We start from the raw sequence: 19444 nt of genomic DNA, 5'->3' as shown, positions 1-19444 counted from the left end.
CGAGGCCCGCCCGCCCGGGGCAGAACGGGTTCCGCCCATGCCGTTTTCTTGACATCGGCCGCGCGCTGGCCCCACGGTGATCCGCATGACTGAGCCCCGCGAGGACCTGGCCGACCGGTATTTCGACGCTGCTATCGGCCTCCTGAGCCGGGTGCGCGACGAGGAGGCGGCCGCCGTCAAGGCCGCCGCGACCGCCGTCGCCGACGCCATCGAGGCCGGCGGCCGGGTCTTCGTCTTCGGCGCGGGGCACTCCTCGCTGCCCGCCCAGGACGTCGTCTACCGTGCCGGCGGGCTCGCCCTGATCAACCTGCTCGCCGTTCCCGGTGTCGTCGGCGTCGACGTGATGCCCGCCACCTTGGGCAGCGCCCTGGAGCGGGTCGACGGCCTGGCCGGTGTGGTTCTCGAGACCAGTCCCGTCCGGCGCGGTGACGTGCTGTTCGTGATCTCGCTGTCCGGCCGCAACGCCCTCCCGGTGGAGATGGCGCAGAAGGCCCGCGCGCTCGGCCTGACGGTCGTCGGCGTGACCTCGGTCGCCTACGCCGAGCAGACCAGCTCGCGGCACGCGTCCGGCACCTTCCTGAAGGACCACTGCCACATCGTGCTGGACTCGAAGATCGCGGTCGGCGACGCCGAGCTGTCGGACGACGCCATCCCCTCGCCGTTCGGCCCGGCCTCCACCGTCGTCACCAGCGCCCTGATGCAGGCCGTCGTCGCCACCGCGGCCACCGACCTCGCCGGGCGCGGAGTCACCCCGCCCATGCTGCGCTCGGGGAACGTGGACGGCGGCCACGACTGGAACGCGCAGATCTTCGAGCAGTACCGCGACCGGATCTTCTTCCGCCACTGACGCGCGGGCCGCCTCCTGCTGACCGCGGCACATTGCCACGGCTCGGTTACAGCGGCTCGGTCACCGCGGCTCGGTCACCGCGGCTCGGCGGCGTGGCTCGGCGGCGTGGCACATTGCCGCGGGTCAGCGCTCCCCCGCGAGCCCTGCCAGATCCAGCGCCATCGCGACCCGGGCGGCCACGTCCTCGGCGTAGGCCGCGTCGGCGCGGTCGAAGAGCCGGCGCCCCGGGCCGCGCAGGAAGGTCAGCGCACCGACCGTACGGCCGCGGCTGCGCAGCACCGTGACCAGCCCGTGCACCGTCCCCGGCGGCCAGCGCCTGTCCGCGGCCCATGCGTCGGCCCGCGTACCGGCCGCGTCCCCGCCCGCGGGCTGCGGGCCGTAACTGGTCCGTACTGTGCCGATCCGCTCCAGCGCCTGCAGCGCCGGATGCGCGGGCGGGTAGCCCACCGGGATGCCGCTCTCCGCCGCACCCGGCGTCAACTCGCACGGACCCGGCTCACCCGTGGGGGTGGCCGCGATCCGTATCAGGCGCTCGGCGTCGTCGGCGAGGTCGAGCAGCGCGTGGTCGGCGAAGCCGGCCAGCGCGAAATCCAGCTGCAGCGCGGCCGCGTCGAGGGCGCTGCCGCACTCGGCGGCCGCCCGGTCGGCGCGGTGGAGCTGCTGGTAGCGGAATCTGACCTGCGCGGCGTCGGTCTCCGTCGCCTTCTGCCGGGTGATGTCGAGGAACAGCCAGCCGACTCCCAGCGGCACCGGCTCCTCGCCGAGCGGTGAGCCGAGCCGGACGAATCCGCTACGCCAGCAGCGCCGCTGGTGCTCCTGGTCGCCGCTCAGCGCCAGCCACAGGTCGGCGGTGGCCGGCGGCGCACCCTCGGCGAGCACGTGCTGCAGCGCGTTCTCCAGCTCCTCCACGCCCTGGGTGAGCAGGTCGCCCAGCGGGCGCCCCAGCACCTCGTCCCGGCCGGTCTGGAGCATCCGGGCGGCCTTCGCGTTGACCACGGCGGGCCGCAGATCGGCGTCTATCAGCACCACGCCCCAGGACGCGTCGGTGAACAGCGCCTCGCTGAGCGCGATGGAACGCTCCAGGTCGATCTGCACATGCACCTCGGAAAAGGCGCAGTACACCCCCGCGGGCCGCCCGTCCGCGCCCTGCACCGCCGCGGACTGGGTGCGCACCAGCACCCGGCGGCCGTCCTTGGTCAGCAGGGCGAACTCGTGCACATGGCGGCCGGGGGAATCCATCGCCCCCAGGAGCCTTTCCTCCGCCTCCGCCACGTCGGAGGAACGCGCCGCCCAGCCGGCGAAGCCGCGCCGCCCGACGGCGTCCTCCGCGGTCCAGCCGAGAATCCTGGCCGCCTCGGCGTTCCAGTGCGTGATCACCCCTGCGCGGTCGAAAGCGCACAGACCGGCCTCCATGCCGTCGAGCAGCGCCGCAAGCAGCTGCTCGTCGCCCTCGTGGCCCTCGGCGCCCGCGGGAGCCGGAACCCCTGCCGAACCGCCGGAATCGTCATTGCCGCTGTCGTCGCCCAGCGGTTTCGGTTGCGCATCGAAAGGCTGCACGTCACAACATTCAACCCTCGTGTGGGCTGCGTCACACGCCTTTTACATAATTCGGTTGTGCTGCCGCAGGTCGGGTTCTTATTGTTGCGGCACACACGAAGGGAGGTGGTCTGAAGCATGAGTTGCAGTCGGACACGTGAGGTGACTGCGGGCTAGCTCCGCGCACTGGGCGTGCGCGATGCGCGCCAATCCCACGCAGTTCACCCGACCCGCGGGCTCGTCGGACTTGTCCGGCCGGTGCTCGGAGCCGCAAGGCTCCGGGGAGCAGCCCGCGGGTCGTTCGCGTTCATGGACGCCCGACCCGCGGCAATGCGCCACGCCTTTCGGATACCGCGTCCGCCCCGCTACGGCGCCAGCCGCTCCACCGACCAGCCGCCCGCCCCGCGGACGTACCGCAGCCGGTCGTGCAGCCGGTTCTCCCGGCCCTGCCAGAATTCGACGCTCGCCGCATCCACCCGGAAGCCGCCCCAGAACGGGGGTACGGGCACCGCGGTGCCCTCCGGCCAGCGCGCCGCCAGCTCCGCGTACTGCTCCTCCAGTGCCGCCCGCGAGGCGACCACGCTGGACTGCTCGCTCGCCCATGCGCCGATCTGCGAGCCGTAGGGACGGCTGCGGAAATAGTCGGCGGTCTCCTCCGGTGACACCTGCGTGACGGCCCCGCCGACGATGACCTGGCGGGCGATCGCGTGCCACGGGAAGAGCAGCGAGGCCCGCGGGTTCGCGGCCAGCGCGCGGCCCTTGCGGGACCGGTAGTTGCTGAAGAAGACGAACCCCCGCGTGTCGTAGCCCTTGAGCAGGACCGTGCGGGAGCTGGGCAGGCCGTCGGCGTCCGCGGTGGACAGCACCATGGCGTTGGGTTCCGCAAGGACGCCGCCTTCGGCCGCGGCGACTGCGTCGGCGAACCAGCGCGTGAACTGGGCGTAGGGCTCTGCCGCCAGTTCGTCCTCGGTGATTCCCGTGGTCCGGTAGCGCTTGCGCATGGCGGCCGGGTCGGGCCGGTCCTGCCTGAGGTCCTGTGGTTCTCGCACGCGCACATCCTTGCAGTGCCCGCGAAGGGGCACGCCGGCCGACGGCTGCGAGGTGTGCGGCATCTCACGGGTCCCTCACGCTTTCTGGCATGTCCACATGCCGCGAGAATGACTGGTCCGAATGGAGCAGGGTGCGCACTCCGGTGACGGGGCATGACCGGAGTGCCATACCGCCGCGAGCATCGACCCCAGCTAGAGGAGCCGCCGCATGTCCGACTTCGTACCCGGACTCGAAGGAGTCGTCGCCTTCGAGACGGAGATCGCAGAACCCGACAGGGAAGGCGGGTCGCTGCGCTACCGGGGTGTCGACATCGAGGAACTGGTCGGGCACGTGAGCTTCGGCAATGTGTGGGGCCTGCTGGTCGACGGGCGGTTCGACCCCGGGCTGCCGCCTGCCGAGCCGTTCCCCATCCCCGTGCACTCCGGCGACATCCGGGTCGACGTGCAGTCCGCGCTGGCCATGCTCGCCCCGGTGTGGGGGCTGCGCCCGCTGCTCGACATCGACGCCGAGGAGGCCCGCGACGACCTCGCCCGCGCCGCGGTCATGGCGCTGTCGTACGTCGCCCAGTCCGCGCGCGGGCAGGGGCGGCCCATGGTGCCGCAGCGGGAGATCGACAAGGCGCAGTCCATTACCGAGCGCTTCATGATCCGCTGGCGTGGCGAGCCCGACCCGCGGCATGTCGCGGCTGTGGACGCGTACTGGACGTCGGCTGCCGAGCACGGCATGAACGCCTCCACCTTCACCGCCCGCGTCATCGCCTCCACCGGCGCCGACGTTGCCGCCGCCCTGTCCGGCGCGGTCGGCGCCATGTCGGGACCGCTGCACGGCGGCGCCCCGTCCCGGGTCCTCGGCATGATCGAGGAGATCGAGCGCACGGGTGACGCGGAGGCCTACGTGAAGGCCGCGCTCGACAAGGGCGAGCGCCTGATGGGCTTCGGGCACCGCGTCTACCGCGCGGAGGACCCGCGCGCCCGCGTCCTGCGCCGCACGGCCCGCGAGCTGGGCGCACCCCGCTTCGAGGTGGCGGAGGCACTGGAGAAGGCGGCGCTCGCAGAACTGCACGAGCGGCGCCCTGACCGCGTCCTGGCCACGAACGTGGAGTTCTGGGCGGCGATCATGCTGGACTTCGCCGAGGTGCCCGCGCACATGTTCACGTCGATGTTCACCTGCGCCCGCACCGCGGGCTGGTCGGCCCACATCCTGGAGCAGAAGCGCACCGGCCGCCTGGTCCGCCCCTCGGCCCGCTACATCGGCCCGAGCGCGCGCAGCCTCCACGACATCGAGGGCGACCCGACCACCGCGTCCTGACCCGGCGGCAGATCGGCGGGCAGATACGCGCTGCAGCTGCGGCGCGGATCTGCCCGGTACCTCGCCGCGGATTTCCGTGCGCGCGGAGCGGCGCTACGCGGTCGGCCGGGCAGGACCGGCCGGCCGCGGGGGCGCCGCCTCGGGCAGCGCCTCCGCGAGGACTTCCGCGAGGTGGCGGGCGGTCGGGCCGCCGGCGAGCTGGGCGATCTGCGTACGGCAGGAGAAGCCGTCGGCCAGCACAGCGGCCCCGGGGTCTGCCGCGCGCAGTGCGGGGAGCAGCGCCTCCTGCGCGCAGGCCGCCGACACCTCGTAGTGCCCGGCCTCGAAGCCGAAGTTGCCGGCGAGGCCGCAGCAGCCGCCGGTCAGCTCTCCGGTCAGTCCCGCGCGTTCGCGCAGCCGGCGGTCTGCCGCGTCGCCGAGCACCGCGTGCTGGTGGCAGTGCGTCTGCCCGACCGCCGTACGGTCCAGGCGCGGCGGCTCCCAGCCCGGCGCGTACTCCTCCAGCGCCTCGGCGAAGGTCCGCACCGACGCGGCGAGCCGTGCGGCCCGCGCCTCGCCGGTGCCGAGCAGTTCCGGCAGGTCGGCGCGCAGGGCGGCGGCGCAGCTCGGTTCGAGCACGACCAGCGGCAGTCCCGCGTCGAGGACCGGCGCCAGCCGGTCGAGGGTGCGCCGCATCACGGTCCGCGCGCGGTCCAGTTGGCCGGTGGACACCCAGGTCAGACCGCAGCAGACGGCTGCGGGCGGGAGTACGACCTGCAGTCCGGCCGCCCGCAGCACCCGCACCGCGGCCCGGCCGACCTCCGGCGCGAGGTGGTCGGTGAAGGTGTCGGGCCACAGAACGACCGTGCGGCTGCCGTCCGGTGAGCCGCCTGCCGCCCCCTGGTGTCCCTCGTTCGTGTCGTCGGCATGCCACCATCGAGTGAATGTCTCGGGCGCCAGTTCGGGCATGTCGCGCTCTTTTGCGATGCCGGCGATACGTTTCAGCAGCCAGGCGGTTGACGGCACCCTGCCAATGAAATTGAGCGGCCGGGCGAATCTTCCGGCGATTTTCAGCCACAGCGGAATCCAGCCCATCGAGTAGTGGGCACGCGGCCGCAGCCGCCCCCGATAGTGCTGGTGGAGGAATTCCGCCTTGTAGGTTGCCATGTCCACTTCCACCGGGCAGTCCGACCGGCAGCCCTTGCAGGACAGGCACAGGTCCAGTGATTCCTTGACTTCCCGGGACCGCCAGCCGTCCGTGACGACCTCGCCGGCCAGCATTTCGTGCAGCAGCCTGGCTCGCCCGCGGGTGGAGTGCTGCTCCTCGCCGGTGACCCGGAACGACGGGCACATGACAGCGGATCCGCCACCGCCGACGGCCGCCGAGGTGCGACATTTGGCCACTCCGACGCAGCGCCGGACGGCGGCAACGAAATCGCCACCGTCACCCGGATAAGTGAATTCCACGTCGACGGGTCCCGAGGCGGAAGCCGGCAGCGCCGCGAAGCGAAGGTTGCTATCAATGAGGTCGGGGCGAACAAGCGTTCCCGGGTTCATCCCGCCGTCGGGGTCCCAGAGATCCTTGAAATCTGAAAAGAGTGCGATCACCTCCGGGCCGTACATCTTCGGCAGCAGTTCGGCGCGCGCCTGGCCGTCGCCGTGCTCGCCGGAGAGCGAGCCGCCGTGCGACACCACCAGGTCCGCGGCGGCCTCGGAGAAGCGGCGGAAGCGCGCGACGCCGGCCGGATCGACCAGGTCGAAGTCGATCCGCACATGCACGCACCCGTCGCCGAAGTGGCCGTAGGGCGCCCCGCGCAGCCCGTGGTCGGCCAGCAAGGCCCGGAAATCCCGCAGGTAGGCGCCCAGCCGGGCGGGCGGAACGGCGCAATCCTCCCAACCCGGCCATGCCTCGGTGCCGTCGGGCATGCGGGTGGCGGTTCCGGCGGCGTCCTCCCGGACCCGCCACAGGGCGCGCTGCCGCGCGGGGTCGGCGACGACGGCGTGACCGGTCACGCCGTCGGCCGTCCGGCAGATCTCCCGCGCGCGGGAGAGGGCCTCCGCGGCGGAGTCGCCGCCGGTCTCCACGAACAGCCAGGCACCGCCGCGCGGCAGTTCCGCGGCCGCGGTCGCACCCACCAGGTCGGCGGCCATCCCCTCGACCGTCAACGGCCGCCAGGGCAGCAGCAGGTGGGCGGCCTGCGCCGCCGCGCTCTCGTCGGCGTAGCCGAGTACGGCGAGCGCCCGCGCGCCCGGCGCGGGCACCAGCGCCACCGTCGCCTCGGTCAGCACGGCCAGCGTCCCCTCGCTGCCAGTGAAGGCGCGCACCACATCCCTGCCGTGCTCGGGCAGCAGCCGGTCCAGGGCGTATCCGGAGATGCGGCGCGGGAGTTGCGGGAAGCCGGTGCGCAGCAGCGCCAGATTGCCGTCCGCCAGCCGGGCGAGCCCGTCCCGCAGCCGGCCGGGCAGTGCGGAACTCCCGCCGGGGCCGCCGAGCACGGCCGCCTCGCCCCGGTAGGTGAGCACGTCGAGCGCACGCACGTTGTCGGCGGTGGTGCCCCAGGCCACGGAATGCGAGCCGCACGCGTTGTTGCCGATCATGCCGCCGAGGGTGCAGCGGCTGTGGGTCGAGGGGTCGGGGCCGAAGGTCAGGCCGTGTGCGGCGGCGGCCCGCCGCAGGTCGTCGAGCACCAGGCCGGGCTGGACCCGGGCGGTCCGCGCCGCCGCGTCGATGTCCAGCAGCCGGTTCATGTGCCGGGTGAAGTCCATGACGACGCCGGTGCCGGTGGCCTGACCGGCGATCGACGTCCCACCGCCGCGCGCGGTCACCGGCACCCCGTACTCCCGGCACACCCCGAGCGCCGCCGCCACGTCCGCCGCGTCCAACGGCGCCACCACCCCCAGCGGCACCCTGCGGTAGTTGGACGCGTCCATCGTCATAACCGCCCGCGCCCCCGCGCCCCACTCCACCTCCCCGCGCACGACCCCGCGCAGCGACTGCTCCACTTCGTCGACCCGGCCACCCGTCATACCCCTCACCTTGCCCGACGTGCTGCCGGGCGGCAGGGCGTCCCGCCCGTCCGGTCGAAAGCGGCGCCGACAGGCCGTCTCACCGGATGGGACGCCCGCGGAAACCGCCTCGTAACGGGCTACGCTGCGCTCGTGGCCGATATCCAGATTCCCGCTGACATCAAGCCCGCCGACGGTCGATTCGGGTCGGGCCCCTCCAAGGTGCGGACGCAGGCGCTCGACGCTCTGGCCGCCACCGGGACGTCCCTGCTCGGCACCTCCCACCGGCAGGCGCCGGTGAAGAACCTGGTGGGGCAGGTGCGTGACGGCGTCAAGCAGCTGTTCTCGCTGCCCGACGGCTACGAGGTGGTCCTCGGCAACGGCGGGTCCACCGCGTTCTGGGACGTCGCCACCCACGGCCTGATCGGTTCCAAGTCCCAGCACCTGTCCTTCGGTGAGTTCTCGTCGAAGTTCGCGAAGGCGGCGCAGCAGGCCCCGTGGCTGGACGAGCCGACGGTCGTCAAGTCCGACCCGGGCACCCACCCGGAGCCGGTCGCGGAAGCGGGCGTGGACGTATACGCCCTCACCCACAACGAGACCTCGACGGGTGTCGCCGCCCCGATCCGCCGGGTCGCGGGCGCGGACGCGGGCGCCCTGGTCGTCGTGGACGCCACCTCGGGCGCGGGCGGCCTGCCGGTCGACATCGCGGAGACCGACGTCTACTACTTCGCGCCGCAGAAGTCCTTCGCGGCCGACGGCGGCCTGTGGATCGCCGTGTTCTCCCCCGCGGCCCTGGAGCGCGCCGCCACGATCGCGGCGTCCGGGCGGCACATCCCGGCGTTCTTCGACCTGCCCACAGCGATCGACAACTCGCAGAAGAACCAGACGTACAACACGCCCGCGCTGGCCACCCTCTTCCTGCTCAAGGAGCAGCTGGAGTGGATCAACGGGCAGGGCGGCCTGAGCTGGGCCGCAGGCCGCACCGCCGACTCGTCGTCGCGGCTCTACGGCTGGGCGGAGAAGGCCTCGTACGCGTCGCCGTTCGTGGCGGAGCCCTCGCAGCGTTCGCAGGTCGTCGGCACGATCGACTTCGAGGACGGGATCGACGCCGCGGCCGTGGCCAAGGTGCTGCGGGCGAACGGCATCGTGGACACCGAGCCGTACCGCAAGCTGGGCCGCAACCAGCTGCGGGTGGCGATGTTCCCGGCCGTCGAGCCGTCCGACGTCGAGGCGCTGACCGCCTGCATCGACTACGTCATCGGCCAGCTCTGACCAGCTGACTCCATCGCGGCGAGGCCGCCGCCGGGTTCAGGCCCGGCGGCGGCGCATCGCCCGGCGCAGGCCGAGGCCCAGCACGCCCACAAGGGCCAGCACGCCGAAGCCCACCGTCCTGTCACCGCCGATGCCGCCGCCGCCTGACGGCGAGTCCTGAGCGGCCGTGCCCTTGCCTGCCTGGCCCGCCGCGCCGCCCCGGGTACCGCCCGCGCCCTTCTCGGCGCCGGAAGAAGCGGCCGACACGTTGTCGGGCAGTTCGCTGCCGGACAGCGGCGCCCGCCACACCTGGCTGTTCCTGCCCTCGCTGCCGTACATCAGCGTCCTGCCGTCCGGCGTGAAGGTCACTCCCTCGCCCTGCGGCTGCATGGGGACGTCGAGGTCGGTGAGCTTGTGCGGGGCCCCGCCGCTCCAGCGGTACTCCGCCGCCCAGAAGTAGCCGCGCAGCACCAGGCGGCTGCCGTCGGGCGAGAACGCCCCGTCGGTCACCCACGGGACATCGGCGATGCGGCGGAAGACGTTGACGCCCTGGGTGCTGAGCTTGGCGGGGCCGCGGTAGAGGCCGCCGCCGTCCTCGTTCTTGCTGGCGATGTAGACCCGGCCGGTCTGCGGCTGGACCATCAGGGCCTCGGCATTGCGCGGGCCTGCGTCGTAGCGGACGGTGTAGCGGGTGACGTCCACGGTCTGGTCGCGCAGCTTCGCCGGCTCGTGGAAGCGGTAGATCCACACCTCGGACCAGGCCCCGCCGAGGTTGTCGCCGATGTCGCCGACGTAGAGGTCGCCGTCGGGGCCGAGCGAGATGGCCTCCACGTCCCGCGGGTGGATGCCGCGCATCGTCACCCGGGCGACGGTCTTTCCGGTGGCCGAGTCGACCGCGTAGACGTAGGGGCCGTCGCTGCTGTCGTTGTGCGTCCAGTAGATCCCCAGGTGGACGCGGCTGGCCGCCAGGCCGCTGGACTCCGTGATGCGGGGGTCGGTGATCGTGAAGGCGGTGGACGGCCCGGAGTCCGCGGCGGCGGGCACGAGGCCGCCCCAGGCCAGGGCGAGGGCGGCACAGGCGGCGGCCGTCGGGATGTACGCGCGCATGCACCCCAGTGTCCCTGGTCGGCGGCCCGTCGGGGATGATGCCCGGCATGCGTTACCTCTTCGTCGGCGACTCGATGACCGTTGGCGCCGCCGGCGACTACACCTGGCGCTACCGCATGTGGCAGCACCTGTGCGGGCTGGGTGAGCCCTTCACCGTGGTCGGCCCCCGGGACGGGCTGTACGACAGGGCCGCGGACGCCGCGGTCTCCGCCGACTACGCGGACCCGTCGTTCCCGCCGCGGGCCAGGCGCCATCTGGCGGGCTGGGGCGAGGGCTGGCTGCACCTGGCACCGGTGATCGGCGACATCGTCCGCGAGCACCGGCCCGACGTGCTCTTGATATCGCTCGGCCTGATCGACCTCGGCTTCTACACCGACGCCGGGCAGACCGCGGCCAACGTCGAGCGTTTCATCACCGAGGCCCGCGGCGCGGCGCCCGGGCTGCGGATGGTGCTGCTGCCGGTCATCCCGAACACCCGCGCCGACCTCGACCCGGGCTTCGCCGACCAGTGCGCGGAGTTGAACGCGCTGCTGGCCAAGGCGGTCGCCGACCACGACACGCCCGCCTCGCCCCTGCTGCTGGCCTCCCGTCCCGACGGCTACGACATCCTGCTCGACACCTACGACGGCACCCACCCCAACGCGGCGGGCGAGCACAAGCTGGCCGGGGCCTTCGCCGACGCCATGTACCAGGCCTGGGGCGTCGGGGCGCCCTACGACGAGCGCTGAGACGGCCCCTTGATTCGAGCGCACTCGAAGGGCTTGGCTTGGTGCCATGGAGTACACACAGCTCGGACGCACGGGTCTCAAGGTCAGCCGTCTGGTGCTCGGCACCATGAACTTCGGTCCGGTGACCGACGAGGGGGACAGCCACGCGATCATGGACGCGGCGCTCGGCGCCGGGGTCAACTTCTTCGACACGGCCAACGTCTACGGCTGGGGTGAGGACAAGGGCCGCACCGAGGAGATCGTCGGGAGCTGGTTCGCCAAGGGCGGCGGCCGCCGCGACAAGACCGTGCTGGCCACGAAGGTCTACGGCAACATGGCCGCGGACGGCGACAGCTGGCCGAACCACGACAAGCTCTCGGCGCTGAACATCCGCCGAGCGGTGGAGGGCAGCCTGAAGCGGCTCGGCACCGACTACATCGACCTGTACCAGTTCCACCACGTGGACCGTTCGACGCCGTGGGACGAGATCTGGCAGGCCATCGACGTCCTGGTCACCCAGGGCAAGATCCTCTACGCGGGGTCGAGCAACTTCGCGGGCTGGCACATTGCGCAGGCCAACGAGGCGGCACAGCGCCGCGGTTCGCTCGGGCTGACCTCCGAGCAGTGCCTGTACAACCTGGCGGAGCGGCGGGCCGAGATGGAGGTGATCCCGGCGGCGGAGGCGTACGGCCTCGGCGTGATCCCCTGGTCGCCGCTGAACGGCGGGCTGCTGGGCGGTGTGCTGCGCAAGCAGTGCGAGGGCGGCGCGGGCCGCTCCGCCGGCGGGCGGGCCTCCGAGGCGCTGGCGGACGAGGCGCTGCGCGGCAAGATCCAGGCGTACGAGGACCTGTGCGACAAGCACGGGCTCGAGCCGGGCGACGTGGGCCTGGCGTGGCTGCTCACGCGGCCGGCGGTGACCGGGCCGATCGTCGGGCCGCGCACCGCGGGCCAGCTGGACTCCGCGCTGCGGGCGGTGGAGCTCGAACTGTCGGCCGAGGTGCTGGCGGCCCTGGAGGAGATCTTCCCGGGTACGGGTCCCTCCCCGGAGGCCTTCGCCTGGTGACGCGTGCCCCGGCGGGTCAGTGGACCGCCGCTGCGACGACGACCACCACCAGCATCAGGACGAAGGCGGCGGTCATCACGCGGGTACGGGTCTTGGGGTCCACCCTCCGAGGTTAACCGGCCGTGCCCGGTGCCCCGTCCTCGGGCGGGGCACCGGGACCGCCCAGCGGCCAGGAGCCCACCGCGGTGTAGGCCGGCTGCTCGCCGGGGACGCCGGAGCGCGGCAATGTACTGGCGACGAGGCTGAGAGTGTCCGCCCGCCACCATGTACCGCGGAAATCGGCGAGGGCGGCGGCGAAGGGGCGCAGGTCGACGGGCGCGTTCTTCGAGGCTCGGGCCAGCGTCAGGTGCGGCCGGAAGCCGTGCTGCTCGTCACCGGGCGCCCCGGCCCTGCGTGCCGCCGCCCGTACGGTGTCCGCGAGGCGGGACAGCTCCCGCAGGTCGCCCTCGGCGGCGGTCCACAGCGCCCGGTTGCCGAACCGCCCGCCGCCGGCCGTACGCAGCTCGCACGGCTCGTGGCGGTGGGCGGCGCGGGCGAGCCGCTCGTCGAGCCCCGGGCGTACGTCGTCGGGCACCTCGCCGAGGAAGGCCAGCGTGTAGTGCCAGCCCGCGGGCGCCGTCCAGCGCAGGTCCCTGGCGCCGGGCAGGGAGCGCAGCGGCTCCAGCGCCGCCGCCAGCGCGTCGACCGCGGCGGGCGGCGGCAGCAGCGCCGCGAAGAGCCTCATACGGCCGGCGACAGCTGCGGAGCGGCCCCGCCCGTACCGGAGCCCGTACCGGAGCCCGAGCCCCTGCCGGAGTCCTCGTCTCGGCCCTTGCCCGCATCGTCGGCAGCGGGTGCCTCGTCCCCGGCCGCGTCGGCGTCGTCGGCCGGTGGCTGCGGGGCGGCGTTGCGCGGGACGAAGGAGACCAGGGCTCTGCCGTTGCCGCGCCGCAGGTCGACGCGTGGGCGCAGGCCTGCCGCTCTGGCCAGGACGAGGCCGACCGAGACGGCCGCGGCGGCGGAGATCAGGCCGCCGGACAGGAAGCCGACCCGGGCGCCGTAGGTGTCGGTGACCCAGCCCATGACGGGTCCGCCGACGGGGGTGCCGCCGACGAAGACCATCATGTACAGGCTCATCACCCGGCCGCGCATGACCGGCTCGGTGGCCAGCTGCACGGTGGCGTTCGCCGTGGTGTTGAAGGTCAGGCCGAAGATACCGATCGGCACCAGCAGGGCCGCGAAGAGCCAGAAGACCGGCGCGAGGGCCGCGGCGCCTTCCAGCAGGCCGAAGACCGCGGCGGCGGCCACCAGCATCCGCAGCCGGGTGCGGCTGCGCCGGGCGGCGAGCAGCGCGCCGAGCAGGGAGCCCGCGGCCATCAGGGTGTTGAGCAGGCCGTAGGTGCCGGCGCCGCTGTCGAAGACCTTGTTGGCGAAGGCGGACAGCCAGATCGGGAAGTTGAAGCCGAAGGTGCCGATGAAGCCGACCAGCACGATCGGCCAGATCAGCTCGGGCTTGCCTGCGACGTAGTGCAGGCCTTCGCGGAGCTGGCCCTTGGCGCGCGGTGCCCGCTCGATCGTGTGCAGCTCGGCGGTGCGCATCAGCAGCAGGCCGGTGAGCGGGGCGATGAAGGACAGGCCGTTGATCAGGAAGGCCCAGCCGCTGCCCACCGCGGTGATCAGCACACCGGCGACGGCCGGTCCGACGAGCCGGGCGGCCTGGAAGTTGGCGGCGTTGAGCGAGACGGCGTTGCGCATCACCGAGGGGCCGACCATCTCGACGACGAAGGTCTGCCGGGTGGGGTTGTCGACGACGGTGACCATGCCGAGCAGGAAGGCGATCGCGTAGACGTGCCAGACCTGGACGACGCCGCCCAGGGTGAGCCCGGCCAGCAGCAGCCCGAGCAGGCCGAGCGCGGCCTGGGTGCACAGCAGGATCTGCCGCTTGGGGTAGCGGTCGGCGATCACTCCGCCGTAGAGGCCGAAGAGCAACATCGGCAGGAACTGCAGGGCGGTGGTGATGCCCACCGCGAAGGAGGAGCCGGTGATGCTGAGCACCAGCCAGTCCTGGGCGATCCGCGACATCCAGGTGCCGGTGTTGGACACCACGGCGCCGGTGGCGAATAGCCGGTAGTTGCGGATCTTCAGGGCACTGAAAGTGCTCGTTCTGGTGTCCGCGGGACGGTCAGGTTCGGTTGCGGCGTCTGGTCCGGCTGCCGAACTCAATCGGTACTCGCCTCCCCCTCTTCGGGTGCTTCCGGTCGGGTCACAGGTGAGCGAGCTTCTCCAGGACGGGGGCCGCCTGGCGCATGACGGCCAGTTCCTCAGGGGTGAGGCCCTCGGCGAGCGAGGCGAGCCAGGCGTTCCGCTTGGTGCGGCTCTCTTCGAGCATCGCGGCGGCCTGCTCGGTGCGGGTCACCACGACCTGGCGCCGGTCGTCGGGATGCGGCTCCCTGCGCACCAGCCCCTTGGACTCCAGCATCGCCACGATGCGGGTCATCGACGGGGGCTGCACGTGCTCCTTGCGGGCCAGCTCCCCCGGTGTGGCGGAGCCGCAGCGGGCAAGGGTGCCCAGCACCGACATCTCGGTCGGGCTGAGCGTCTCGTCGACGCGCTGGTGGCGCAGCCGGCGGGAGAGCCGCATCACCGCACCCCGCAGCTCGTTGACTGCGGCACGGTCGTCCTCGGACAGTTCGGTCACGGTGTTTAGCCTAGCTCATTAGTTAACCTAAGTACACCCTGCACGCAACACCCGGGCCACGCCGGAGCACCCCCGCCCCGCCCGCACCACGCATACCCCCCCGCCCCGGCCGCGAAGGCGCGTTCAAACCGCCACGTGCCCACATCTCACCCGAACGGGTGAGATCGCGGGCGAAAGCGGCGCACATTGCCGCCTCCGCCCGCGACCGTGGGCACATGGCATCGAGAGTGCTCAGCCTGCGCATAGACGCAGACCTGTGGGACCGGATTCGCGATCATGCCGCCAGACGCGGGATGACCGCCCAGGACTACGTCGTCACGGCACTGGTCCGTGACGACTTCGACGAGCGTTTCAAGGCCGCGGTCGAGGAGACCGAGCGGTTCTACGGGCAGCAGGACCGCACCTCCCCGCCGCCCTACAGCAGCCCGAGCGCCGGCATCAGGTAGTAGAAGGCGAAGATGGCCGCGACCGCGTACAGCGCGACCGGGACCTCCTTGCCGCGCCCCGCCACCACCCGCAGCACGCAGAAGCTCAGGAAGCCGATGCCGATGCCGTTGGTGATCGAGTACGTGAACGGCATGAGCACCATCGTCAGGAACGCCGGGATGGCGATGGTGAAGTCGCTCCAGTCGATCTCCCGGATCGACCCGGCCAGGATCAGGAAGCCCACCGCGACCAGCGCCGGTGTGGCGGCCTGCGCCGGGACCATGGTGGCCAGCGGCGTGAGGAACAGCGCGAAGACGAACATCAGCCCGGTGACGACGCTGGCGAGCCCGGTACGGGCGCCCTCGCCGACGCCGGCGGTGGACTCCACGAAGCAGGTGTTCGCCGACGACGAGGAGGCGCCGCCGACCGCGGTGGCGACTCCGTCGATCATCAGCACCTTGTTCATGCCCGGCAGGTCGCCCTTGGCGTCCAGCAGCCCGGCCTCGTCGCTGACGCCGAGGATGGTGCCCATCGCGTCGAAGAAGCACGAGAGCAGCACGGTGAAGACGAACAGCAGCCCCGTCACGACGCCGACCTGCTGGAAGCCGCCGAAGAGGCTGACCTTGCCGATCAGGCCGAAGTCCGGGGTCGCGACCGGGTTGCCCGGCCACTTGGGCACCGTCAGGCCCCAGCCCGTGGCCGGGATGTCGGCGACCGCGTCCACGATCACCGCGAACACGGTCATGGCGACGATGGAGATCAGGATGGCGCCGGAGACCTTGCGGATGATCAGCGACAGGGTGAGCAGGGTGCCGAGAATGAAGATCAGCACCGGCCAGCCGGTCAGGTGACCGCCGGTGCCGAGCTGCAGCGGCACGGTGGTGTGGGCGGCGTCCGGGATGCGGGAGACGAAGCCGGAGTCCACCAGGCCGATCAGCAGGATGAACAGGCCGATGCCGATCGCGATGCCCTTGCGCAGGCCCAGCGGCACCGCGCTCATCACCCGCTCGCGCAGCCCGGTGGCGACCATGACCATGATCGCGAAACCGGCCAGCACCACCATGCCCATCGCGTCGGGCCAGCTCATCCTCGGGGCGAGCTGGAGCGCGACCACGGTGTTGACGCCGAGACCGGCGGCCAGCGCGATCGGGACGTTGCCGATGACGCCCATCAGCAGCGTGGTGAAGGCCGCGGTGATGACGGTCGCGGTGACCAGCTGGCCGCCGTTGAGGTGGTGGCCGAACTTGTCGACCGCCGAGCCCAGGATGATCGGGTTCAGCACGATGATGTACGCCATCGCGAAGAAGGTGGCCAGGCCGCCGCGGATCTCCCGCGGGATCGAGGAGCCGCGCTCGGAGATCCGGAAGTAGCGGTCCAGCGGATTGGTGGGCGGGCGGCCTGACGACCGACCCATGTCGACCGGAGCGGGGGCCGAGGTGGGCATGTGAATCCTCATGGGGGGACGCGATTTCGCCCGCACTTGGGCGATCGTACGAATGTTTTCAGTCAACGGTGACCGGTTTCAGTATGAATAACCAATACGTCAAAAACCATCTCCGCGCGTAGACCCCTGCCGTAGCAGGCCTCCGCCGGGCATGTCGGATCCGCCGCTTACGATGTCGGCATGAGCAAGCAGCGGAGTCCACTGCGCGAGGCCCCCGAGCCGCTGGAGGCCAACGACGTCGCGACCGTCACGGTCGGCACGATCGTCTGGTTCGCGCTCTTCGTCGTGCAGCTCCCCTTCTACGGCTGGTACTCCGACCACGGCCACACCTGGTTCATCTGGACCTGCGCGGCCGGCGGCGTGCTCGGCCTGGTCGGCCTGAAGTACGTGCGCGCCCGCCGCGACGCCATCGCCCGCTCCCGCGCGGCCCACGAGGGACAGGCCCCCCAGGGCACCTGACGCAGACCGCGCGGCCAGCTCACGCAGTAGGCCGTGCGAGTGCCCGCAGAACGGGTGGAAGCCGCCCGTGCCACGTACCGTCGGTCCATGACGGAACGCGCGGAGACGGGCACCGGCACGGACACGGGGACGCAGGCAGGGGCGCTCGCACGGCACCCCGGGCTCAGCGCGCAAGAGGTGGCGCGGCGGATCGAGGCGGGCGAGGTCAACGACGTCCCCGTACGGTCGTCCCGCTCCACCGCCGAGATCGTCAGGGCCAACGTCTTCACCCGTTTCAACGCGATCATCGGCGTGCTCTTCCTGATCATCCTGGTGGTTGGGCCGATCCAGGACGGGCTCTTCGGCTTCGTCATCGTCGCCAACACCGCGATCGGCATCATCCAGGAGCTGCGCGCCAAGCGGACCCTGGACAGCCTCGCGGTGATCGGCGAGGCCAGGCCCGAGGTGCGCAGGGACGGCGTGACCGCCGAGATCTCCACCTCGCAGATCGTGCTGGGCGACCTGATCGAGCTGGGGCCGGGCGACAAGGTGGTGGTCGACGGCGTCGTCGGCGAGGCCGACAGCCTGGAGATCGACGAGTCGCTGCTCACCGGCGAGGCCGACCCGGTGGTCAAGCACCCGGGCGACCCGGTGATGTCCGGCAGCTTCGTGGTCGCCGGCGGCGGCGCCTTCACCGCCACCAAGGTCGGCCGTGAGGCCTACGCGGCCCAGCTCGCCGACGAGGCGTCCCGCTTCACCCTGGTCAACTCCGAGCTGCGCAACGGCATCAGCCAGATCCTCAAGTACGTCACCTGGATGATGGTCCCGACCGCGGTCGGGCTGATCATCAGCCAGTTCACGGTGGAGAGCCACGACACCCGCGAGGCGGTGCGCCGTACGGTCGGCGGCATCGTGCCGATGGTGCCCGAGGGGCTGGTGCTGCTGACCTCGGTGGCCTTCGCGATCGGGGTCGTCAGGCTCGGCCGCAAGCAGTGCCTGGTGCAGGAGCTGCCCGCGATCGAGGGCCTGGCCCGGGTCGACGTCGTCTGCCTCGACAAGACCGGCACCCTCACCGAGGGCGGCATGGACGTCACCGCGCTGCACGTCCTGGACGGCGGCGACGAGGCGTACGTGGCCCGCGCGCTGGCGGCGTTCGGCGGCTCCGACCCGCGCCCCAACGCCAGCCTGCAGGCCGTCATCGACGCCTACCCGCCGGCCGGTGCGGCCGGCTGGCGCGGCGCCGGGACGCTGCCGTTCAGCTCGACCCGCAAGTACAGCGGCGCGGCCTTCACCGAGCCGGACGGCACGGACAGCACGTGGCTCCTGGGGGCGCCCGACGTCCTGCTGCCGACCGGGCACGGCACGCTCGGCGACGTCGACCGGCTCAACGACGAGGGGCTGCGGGTGCTGCTGCTGGCCCGCGCCGGGCGCCCGCTGGACGACCCGCAGGTCGCGGCCTCCGTGGCGCCGTTCGCGCTGGTGGTGCTCGAACAGCGGCTGCGGCCCGACGCCTCCGACACCCTGCGCTACTTCGCCGAGCAGCAGGTGGACGCCAAGGTCATCTCGGGCGACAACGCCGTGTCGGTCGGCGCGGTCGCGGGCAAGCTCGGGCTGCCGGGCGCGGACGAGCCGGTCGACGCGCGGCAGCTGCCGCCCGAGCGGGACGCGATGGCCGCGGTGCTGGAGCGGGGTGCGGTCTTCGGCCGGGTCACCCCGCAGCAGAAGCGCGACATGGTGGGCGCCCTGCAGTCCCGCGGGCACAACGTGGCGATGACCGGCGACGGCGTCAACGACGTGCTGGCGCTCAAGGACGCCGACATCGGCGTGTCGATGGGCTCGGGCTCCGAGGCGACCCGGGCGGTCGCGCAGATCGTGCTGCTGGACAACAGCTTCGCCACGCTGCCCTCGGTGGTGGCCGAGGGCCGCCGGGTGATCGGCAACATCACCCGGGTCGCGACGCTCTTCCTCACCAAGACCGTCTACTCGGTGCTGCTCGCGGTCCTCGTGGTGTGCTGGCAGGTGCCGTATCCGTTCCTGCCGCGGCATCTGACACTGCTGTCCACGCTGACCATCGGGGTGCCGGCCTTCTTCCTGGCGCTGGCGCCCAACAAGGAGCGGGCGCGGCCGCACTTCGTCCGCCGCGTCATGCGGTACGCCACGCCCGCCGGGCTCATCTGCGGGGCCGCGGCCTTCGCGACGTACCTGATGGCGCGGCACATCTACACGGGGGCGGGCGCGCTGGACGCGGAGACGAGTGCGGCGACGCTGACGCTGTTCCTGATGGAGATGTGGGTGCTGGCGATCGTGGCCCGCCCCTACACGTGGTGGCGTGTCGGGCTGGTGCTCGCCATGGGCCTGGCGTTCGTGATCGTGCTGGTCACACCGTGGTTGCAGCGGTTCTTCGCGCTGAAGCTGGTGGGCGACGAGGTGCCCTGGTCGGCGGTCGGGATCGCGGCGGTGGGGGCGGTGGCGCTTGAGGTCTCCTGGGCGTGGGTGCGGCACCGGGAGAACGCCGCGGCATAGGAGGCCGCTCGGCAATGTACGTCAGGCGCGGCAAGTTACGTCGGACTCGGCAACGTTACGTCGAGCGTGGCCATGTGCGGCG

At 72.2% G+C, this 19444-nt stretch carries 16 protein-coding genes; 8 read left to right on the top strand and 8 right to left on the bottom strand.

The window, feature by feature from the left end; genetic code table 11:
* The first annotated feature begins 85 nt into the window (after positions 1-85).
* A complete protein-coding gene (locus NFU81_RS15150) occupies positions 86-847 on the top strand; it encodes an SIS domain-containing protein (protein WP_251489829.1) in 762 nt (253 codons plus the stop codon).
* A gap of 123 nt (positions 848-970) precedes the next feature.
* Here NFU81_RS15150 and NFU81_RS15145 read toward each other — a convergent pair whose 3' ends face one another.
* Positions 971-2404: a PAS domain-containing protein gene (locus tag NFU81_RS15145; RefSeq protein WP_422665210.1), complete on the bottom strand. Its 1434-nt coding sequence runs from the start codon at positions 2402-2404 to the stop codon at positions 971-973.
* A 344-nt stretch (positions 2405-2748) separates the two neighbouring features.
* Positions 2749-3384, bottom strand: a complete 636-nt coding sequence (pdxH, locus tag NFU81_RS15140; RefSeq protein ID WP_251489866.1) for a pyridoxamine 5'-phosphate oxidase — start codon at positions 3382-3384, stop codon at positions 2749-2751.
* 256 nt (positions 3385-3640) lie between these two features.
* On the opposite strand from pdxH, the gene NFU81_RS15135 reads away from it, so the two are divergent.
* Positions 3641-4741 (top strand): citrate synthase 2, encoded by a 1101-nt coding sequence (locus tag NFU81_RS15135; RefSeq protein WP_251489827.1) that lies wholly within the window; start codon positions 3641-3643, stop codon positions 4739-4741.
* A 93-nt stretch (positions 4742-4834) separates the two neighbouring features.
* On the opposite strand, the gene NFU81_RS15130 is transcribed toward NFU81_RS15135, so the two are convergent.
* Positions 4835-7747, bottom strand: coding sequence for an FAD-binding and (Fe-S)-binding domain-containing protein (locus tag NFU81_RS15130; protein ID WP_251489826.1), 2913 nt, complete (start codon positions 7745-7747; stop codon positions 4835-4837).
* 132 nt (positions 7748-7879) lie between these two features.
* Here NFU81_RS15130 and serC point away from each other — a divergent pair, with 132 nt between their 5' ends.
* Positions 7880-8998, top strand: a complete 1119-nt coding sequence (serC, locus tag NFU81_RS15125; RefSeq protein ID WP_251489824.1) for a phosphoserine transaminase — start codon at positions 7880-7882, stop codon at positions 8996-8998.
* Between the two features lie 36 nt (positions 8999-9034).
* On the opposite strand, the gene NFU81_RS15120 is transcribed toward serC, so the two are convergent.
* A complete protein-coding gene (locus NFU81_RS15120) occupies positions 9035-10084 on the bottom strand; it encodes a hypothetical protein (protein WP_251489823.1) in 1050 nt (349 codons plus the stop codon).
* Between the two features lie 47 nt (positions 10085-10131).
* On the opposite strand from NFU81_RS15120, the gene NFU81_RS15115 reads away from it, so the two are divergent.
* Both NFU81_RS15115 and NFU81_RS15110 read left to right on the top strand, forming a co-directional pair.
* Complete coding sequence (locus NFU81_RS15115; protein WP_251489822.1) at positions 10132-10812, top strand: GDSL-type esterase/lipase family protein; 681 nt, start codon at positions 10132-10134, stop codon at positions 10810-10812.
* A 46-nt stretch (positions 10813-10858) separates the two neighbouring features.
* Positions 10859-11854 (top strand): aldo/keto reductase, encoded by a 996-nt coding sequence (locus NFU81_RS15110; protein ID WP_251489821.1) that lies wholly within the window; start codon positions 10859-10861, stop codon positions 11852-11854.
* A gap of 112 nt (positions 11855-11966) precedes the next feature.
* On the opposite strand, the gene thpR is transcribed toward NFU81_RS15110, so the two are convergent.
* The 3 genes from thpR to NFU81_RS15095 are packed head-to-tail and all read right to left on the bottom strand — an operon-like array spanning position 11967 to position 14474.
* Positions 11967-12578: an RNA 2',3'-cyclic phosphodiesterase gene (gene thpR, locus NFU81_RS15105; RefSeq protein ID WP_251489820.1), complete on the bottom strand. Its 612-nt coding sequence runs from the start codon at positions 12576-12578 to the stop codon at positions 11967-11969.
* Entirely contained in the window at positions 12575-14056 is a 1482-nt protein-coding gene (locus NFU81_RS15100) for an MFS transporter (RefSeq protein ID WP_422665209.1), read from the bottom strand. Before NFU81_RS15100 ends, thpR begins: the two co-directional genes overlap by 4 nt.
* Before the next feature lie 40 nt (positions 14057-14096).
* Entirely contained in the window at positions 14097-14474 is a 378-nt protein-coding gene (locus NFU81_RS15095; RefSeq protein ID WP_251489864.1) for a MarR family winged helix-turn-helix transcriptional regulator, read from the bottom strand.
* A 272-nt stretch (positions 14475-14746) separates the two neighbouring features.
* Between NFU81_RS15095 and NFU81_RS15090 the strand changes: the two genes are divergently transcribed.
* On the top strand, positions 14747-14977 hold the full coding sequence (locus NFU81_RS15090; RefSeq protein ID WP_251489819.1) for a ribbon-helix-helix protein, CopG family: 231 nt from the start codon (positions 14747-14749) through the stop codon (positions 14975-14977).
* On the opposite strand, the gene NFU81_RS15085 is transcribed toward NFU81_RS15090, so the two are convergent.
* Positions 14947-16401 carry an NCS2 family permease gene (locus tag NFU81_RS15085; protein WP_251489818.1) on the bottom strand — a complete coding sequence of 485 codons (1455 nt, stop codon included), beginning with the start codon at positions 16399-16401 and terminating at the stop codon, positions 14947-14949. The two genes, NFU81_RS15090 and NFU81_RS15085, sit on opposite strands and share 31 nt — an antisense overlap.
* 180 nt (positions 16402-16581) lie before the next feature.
* Here NFU81_RS15085 and NFU81_RS15080 point away from each other — a divergent pair, with 180 nt between their 5' ends.
* Together NFU81_RS15080 and NFU81_RS15075 are read left to right on the top strand one after the other, a co-directional pair.
* Positions 16582-16860, top strand: coding sequence for a DUF2530 domain-containing protein (locus tag NFU81_RS15080; protein WP_251489817.1), 279 nt, complete (start codon positions 16582-16584; stop codon positions 16858-16860).
* Positions 16861-16947: 87 nt separating this feature from the next.
* Positions 16948-19362, top strand: coding sequence for an HAD-IC family P-type ATPase (locus NFU81_RS15075; protein WP_251489816.1), 2415 nt, complete (start codon positions 16948-16950; stop codon positions 19360-19362).
* Positions 19363-19444: the final 82 nt, after the last annotated feature.

This window comes from Actinacidiphila cocklensis (assembly GCF_907177275.1).
GTDB classification, from domain to species: domain Bacteria; phylum Actinomycetota; class Actinomycetes; order Streptomycetales; family Streptomycetaceae; genus Actinacidiphila; species Actinacidiphila cocklensis.
Note: the sequence above shows the minus strand (reverse complement) of the source record. Positions and strands in the feature narration are given on the sequence as shown.

Bases quoted from the DNA above. Each gene is read 5' to 3' on its own strand.
- NFU81_RS15075 (WP_251489816.1), top strand. From the start codon at position 16,948: ATGACGGAACGCGCGGAGACGGGCACCGGCACGGACACGGGGACGCAG.
- NFU81_RS15090 (WP_251489819.1), top strand. From the start codon at position 14,747: ATGGCATCGAGAGTGCTCAGCCTGCGCATAGACGCAGACCTGTGGGAC.
- NFU81_RS15120 (WP_251489823.1), bottom strand. From the start codon at position 10,084: ATGCGCGCGTACATCCCGACGGCCGCCGCCTGTGCCGCCCTCGCCCTG.
- NFU81_RS15095 (WP_251489864.1), bottom strand. From the start codon at position 14,474: ATGCGGCTCTCCCGCCGGCTGCGCCACCAGCGCGTCGACGAGACGCTC.
- NFU81_RS15110 (WP_251489821.1), top strand. From the start codon at position 10,859: ATGGAGTACACACAGCTCGGACGCACGGGTCTCAAGGTCAGCCGTCTG.
- NFU81_RS15150 (WP_251489829.1), top strand. From the start codon at position 86: ATGACTGAGCCCCGCGAGGACCTGGCCGACCGGTATTTCGACGCTGCT.
- NFU81_RS15115 (WP_251489822.1), top strand. From the start codon at position 10,132: ATGCGTTACCTCTTCGTCGGCGACTCGATGACCGTTGGCGCCGCCGGC.
- NFU81_RS15130 (WP_251489826.1), bottom strand. From the start codon at position 7,747: ATGACGGGTGGCCGGGTCGACGAAGTGGAGCAGTCGCTGCGCGGGGTC.
- NFU81_RS15085 (WP_251489818.1), bottom strand. From the start codon at position 16,401: ATGCCCACCTCGGCCCCCGCTCCGGTCGACATGGGTCGGTCGTCAGGC.
- pdxH (WP_251489866.1), bottom strand. From the start codon at position 3,384: ATGCGCAAGCGCTACCGGACCACGGGAATCACCGAGGACGAACTGGCG.
- NFU81_RS15080 (WP_251489817.1), top strand. From the start codon at position 16,582: ATGAGCAAGCAGCGGAGTCCACTGCGCGAGGCCCCCGAGCCGCTGGAG.
- NFU81_RS15135 (WP_251489827.1), top strand. From the start codon at position 3,641: ATGTCCGACTTCGTACCCGGACTCGAAGGAGTCGTCGCCTTCGAGACG.
- thpR (WP_251489820.1), bottom strand. From the start codon at position 12,578: ATGAGGCTCTTCGCGGCGCTGCTGCCGCCGCCCGCCGCGGTCGACGCG.